This window comes from Armatimonadota bacterium, assembly GCA_020354555.1.
Taxonomy (GTDB): Bacteria; Armatimonadota; Hebobacteria.
Map to the genome: position 1 here is coordinate 117193 of CP070648.1, position 4777 is coordinate 121969.

At 65.0% G+C, this 4777-nt stretch carries 4 protein-coding genes; 1 reads left to right on the forward strand and 3 read right to left on the reverse strand.

The genetic code is table 11. The features are described 5' to 3' along the window. Positions 1-1868 (forward strand): DUF4838 domain-containing protein (locus tag JSV65_00480; protein UCH34865.1); only part of this gene is annotated, 1868 nt, incomplete at its 5' end. A 59-nt stretch (positions 1869-1927) separates the two neighbouring features. Here the strand turns inward: JSV65_00480 and JSV65_00485 are convergent. The 3 genes from JSV65_00485 to JSV65_00495 all read right to left on the reverse strand — a co-directional run. After that, positions 1928-3115: a hypothetical protein gene (locus JSV65_00485; GenBank protein UCH34866.1), complete on the reverse strand. Its 1188-nt coding sequence runs from the start codon at positions 3113-3115 to the stop codon at positions 1928-1930. A 28-nt stretch (positions 3116-3143) separates the two neighbouring features. Further along, positions 3144-4202: a Gfo/Idh/MocA family oxidoreductase gene (locus tag JSV65_00490; protein UCH34867.1), complete on the reverse strand. Its 1059-nt coding sequence runs from the start codon at positions 4200-4202 to the stop codon at positions 3144-3146. After that, the coding region (locus JSV65_00495) for a hypothetical protein (protein ID UCH34868.1) at positions 4199-4777 on the reverse strand (579 nt) is incomplete at its 5' end. The genes JSV65_00490 and JSV65_00495, both read right to left, overlap by 4 nt.

Genomic DNA, 4777 nt, shown 5'->3' on the forward strand with positions numbered 1-4777 from the left:
ACTATGTGCCGCCGCTTCTCATCCGCGACCCGTTCTACTCCGATGCCTTCAACGCCACCTGGTCGCTGCGCAACCGCACCAATGCGCCCGGGGCAGCTGTGCCCGAGGAATGGGGCGGGCACGTGGACTACGACGGCATGTTCGTCCACACGTTCAACCAGCTCGTGCCGCCGTCGGAATACTTCGATGATCATCCGGAGTACTTCTCATTGCTTGACGGCGTGCGCACGCCCCGGCAGCTGTGTCTCACGAATTCCGAGGTCATCAGGATCGCAACCGACAGAGTGCTCGACGTGCTCGAGGCCAATCCGCACACGGAGATCATCGAAGTCTCCCCGAACGACGGCGGCGCTCATTGCCTGTGTCCTGCGTGTTCGGCGCTCGATGCAAAGAACGGCAGCCCCTCCGGCTCGCTCATCACCTTCGTAAACCACATCGCCGAGGCGGTCGAGAAAGACCATCCGCGCGTTTGGATTTCAACTCTGGCTTACCTCGACACGGTTGACGCGCCGCAGAAGGTCCGCCCGCGAGAGAACGTGATCGTCAGACTATGCAATGACCTGCACTCCTGGCGCTATCCCCTGTGCGACTTCGCCGCGGCGCCCTATCCCGAGAGCGAGCGCTACCGTCGCGCCATCATCGGCTGGTCGAAGATCGCCGACCACTTGAGCATTTGGGACTACACCGTGAACTTCAGCCACTACCTCGCGCCGATGCCGAACATGCACGTCATCGCGCCGAGCGTGTGGTTCTACATTGACCACAACGTCAAGGGCATTATGTTCCAGGGCGCGTACCAGAGCCCGGGCGCGGAGCGCATGGAGATGCGCTGCTGGGTGATGGCGAAGCTCCTGTGGGATCCGTCGCGCGACGTGGAGCGGCTCACCCAGGACTTCATCTGGGGCTACTACGGCAAGGCGGCGCCCGCCATCGCCGAGTACTATGAGCTGCTGGAGCAGGCAGGCCGTGAGCGCGGGCAGATCATCAACGAGAAGGCGATCGGCATCCGCTACCCGATGGACTCGGAGTTCCTCTCGCGCGAGTTTCTCGACCAGGCAACGGTTCTGTTCGACCGCGCGGAGGCGGCGGCGAGAAGCGATGAGGTCCGGCGCCGGGTGCAGCTGGCGCGATTGCCGATCACGTATGTCAAGCTCTCTCGCGGGCCGGAGTTCACCGGCGTCGAGGAGTATCGCGCGCTGCTCGACGAGTTCGAGAGCATCGCGCGGCGCGAGAAGATCACCCATCTCGCGGAGGGCCCGCCCGACCTCGACGTTAGACTTCAGCAATGGCGCGACGCACTCAGGGTGCACGGGGAACTGTCCAAGCTCCAGGCCGGCGCGGCGGAGATCTGGGCGCTGCCCGCGGAGTGGCGATTCGCCATTGACGCCGACGACGTAGGAGTGTCGCAGGCGTGGTTCGCCGCCGCGCTCGACGACAGCGCGTGGGCCGCAGTGCGCAGCGACCAGGGCAACGGGTGGGAAAGCCAGGGCTTCCCGCACTACACGGGCGTCGGCTGGTACCGGCAGGCCGTCGCGATCCCTGACAAGCTCAAGCGCAAGCACCTCTACCTGCACTTTCGCGCCGTTGACGAGGAAGCGTGGGTGTACATCAACGGACGGCCCGCATTCGAGCACACCTGCGCATCAACCGGGCTTGCGCCGCAGCAAATCTGGGTGGCGCCGTTCGCTTTCGATGCCGGGGAGCACTTGCAGCCGGGCGAGGCAAACACGATAGCCGTGCGCGTGCGCAATATCGCAGGTATGGGCGGAATCTACAAGCGGGTGTACGTCGTGGCAGCGGATCGCCCGTTGGATACCGCGCTCATCGAGGCCCTGCTGGAGGCGCAGAGCGAAGAGCCCGCCGACTGACGGTAATCAGGGCCCGCATCCGGAGCGTTCGGCGGCGCAGCCTCAAGGCGCAGGCGGCGTCATGCCTGTGGTCTGGCCGTAAGGCGTTTGGCCTCGTCGATCATCGCGTGCAAGTTCTCCTCCGGCGTCTCGCGGCCGACCTGGTCGCCGGTGCCGATGATGACGCGCGGGGTGTGTCGAAAGGCGTTCCATATCTCGCGCACCTCGCGCCGCGCGTCCTCTTCGGTGCCGCGAATGAGCGTTTCGACGGTATGCACATTGCCGTTGAACGTCGTGCGCCCATCCAACAACCGTGCGGCGGCACGCAGGCCGTCGAGCCCTTCGACGTCTCCGCCCGGCGGACGCTCGAACGGGCACACGCAGTCCAGGCCCAGCTCGGCGAAGTCCGCGACCGTCTCCATGCACCTGCCGTGGAAGTGCACGTGCAGCAGTCGCCCGTGCCGATGCACCTCTTGCGCCACCGCCGCGAGCACTGGCTTGTCCCACCGCCTCCATCGCGCCGCCCCGAGCAGGGAGTTGTTGCTCCACGAGCAGCCGATGCACAAGCTCTCGAGCGGCGTTCTCTCACACACAACGCGAGCCTTGAGGACGATATGCTCGATGTACTGCGCCTGCAAATGCTCCAACTGCGGTTGGTCGTCCACCAGGTCGAAGATGGCGGCCTCGAAGCCGCCTTCTCTCCCGCCCGCGTAGAAGTCGAAGAATGGCACGCCGAGCCACGCCTCCAGCAGATACGTCTCGCCGACTTCGTGCCATGCCTGGATCAACTGCGCGGGATCGAGCCCGGTCGGATCCGGCAGGCTCATGCACGCGTACGCGGGCAGATCGCGCTCCACGTCTTTGACCGGGCGCTCGACCGTCCAACTCGGTTCCTCGCGATCGTAGAGTTGGGCGCTGGTGAGTTCCCCGTGCGAAGTCTTCGCGGTGTGCCGCACGAGCAGACGGCCGTCCGGCGTCCAATGCTCTTCGGCATGGTGTTCCACCTGATCGTTCGGCACGCCCGGAAAAGCGACCCCCCAGCCTTCGCAGTTGAACCGCTCGAACGTCGTCTTGAGCGCCAGGTGAAACGGCACCTCGCGCTCGAACTCGATCATGTCCACGCCGAGCAGTCGCGCCGGGTAGTAGTACCAGAACTCCGGTGCGACCGCCGCACGGTCGCTCCACACGCCTCGGTAGGCGTTGAGCATGCGCTGCTTGCCGGATAAGGTTCGCACGGCGCTCATCTGTGCGCTGTCGGGATTAGTCATTCCCGACTCGCCCGCTGTTGCATCGGCGTCATGCCCGCCAATTGACTTCAAGGGCAGAGCCCGAATCCGAACTGCGCTTGATGGTCGCGATCAACTCGTCCACTTCATAGCCGGTGAGACGCGACTGGGATCCCTGGGTGCGCCTCTCGATATTCCCGCAGAAGAAAGCCACCGCCCGCTCGAACGGCGAAACCGGCGGGTAGCGGTATTCGGTGGCGGCTCCGGCGGCTTCGTCGTAATGCACGAGCAGCGATGCCTTGTAGTCCACCTCATCCCACAGCGCGCTGAAGATCTCCAAGCGGCCGTCGGTGCCGTTGATCTCGATGCGCTCGTCCCATCCGTCACGCAGGAAGCCGATGCGCCGCAGGGGATGCGCGAGAGCGTCGAAGTGCACCGGGCCGTGGTCGGTCTCGAGCAGCGCCGCCGCACGAAGATCGTAGTCCCGGCCTTCGGGCACGTGAACCGAGCCATAGACCCGCCGCGGGCGCCCCAGCAGGAAGTTCACGAGGTCGAGGATGTGGCTACCGCCCATGATCAGTATCCCGCCGCCGTAGTTCGCGACCGCTCCGGACTTCCCGCCGGCGGGCGTGTGGAACAGGCCCGCCGACGGCATCGCCTCCCACAATGGCCCCCATGGCTGATAGGCTCGAACGTGGGTGGACAGGATGGTGCCGAGTCGCGGCAGCAGCTCCCGTGCTTTTTCGACCGCCGGTATGAACCGTTTCATATACGAGGTATAGAAGATCGCGCCGCTCTCCTCCGCGCGGCGCACTACCTCCAGCGAATCGTCCGCATTGGTGGTGAGCGTCTTCTCGCAGATCACCGCTCGTCCCGCATCGATCGCGTCAAGGCAGATCCGCTTGTGGGTGGATGATGTCGTCAGAACGAACACCACGTCCACCTCCGGGTCACCGACGACCTGCTCGTATCCGGTCACATGGGCGGTGCCGTCCTTGGCGACCCAGGGCCGCGCCCGTGTCTCGTCCACGTCACAAACCCACTTCACGCGCGCGCCGATCTTGTCGAGCGCGCGAAAGTGAAACCCGGAGATGTAGCCGCAGCCGATGACTCCCGCCGTAACGCTCATCCGGCACCTCCGTGCTTGGCGTGGTTAAACTCGCGAAAGACGTCCAGCATGTGCTCGTAGTTCGCCAGCGGCATGCCGGCGAAAATCGTGTTGGAGGTGGAGAAGATGTACCCGCCGCCCGGAGCGGCATGCTCCAGGCAATAGAGGACCGACTCGCGGATCTTCTCGCGCGGGCCGTCCTGAAGCAGGCTGCACTGAACATTTCCCATCAGGGCGAGACGCGGATATGTGAGCCGCTTGACCTCCGCTATGTCCATGCCCGCCATCGGGTCAAGCGAGTGGAGCGCGTGCGGCTGCGCAGACATAATCTGGTCGAGCACCGGCATCAGCATCCCGTCGCTGTGAAAGAACGCGAAGGCGCCGCGCTGCTTCACACGCGCCACGAGTCGCGCCAGATACGGCGTGACCAATTCGGCGAACTGCGCGGGACGCAGGAACGGCCCCGCATTGAATGCGACGTCGCTCGCCAGGACGACGAAGTCGGCGCCGGCGTCAACCAGATCGTCAATCCTATCGAGGGCGGAGCGGCACATCGCTTCCGCTTGCTCGTGGAGACGGCCGCGGTGCTCGTGGAG

Coding starts and splice junctions, on each gene's coding strand:
- JSV65_00485 (UCH34866.1), bottom strand. CDS start 3,115: ATGACTAATCCCGACAGCGCACAGATGAGCGCCGTGCGAACCTTATCC.
- JSV65_00490 (UCH34867.1), bottom strand. CDS start 4,202: ATGAGCGTTACGGCGGGAGTCATCGGCTGCGGCTACATCTCCGGGTTT.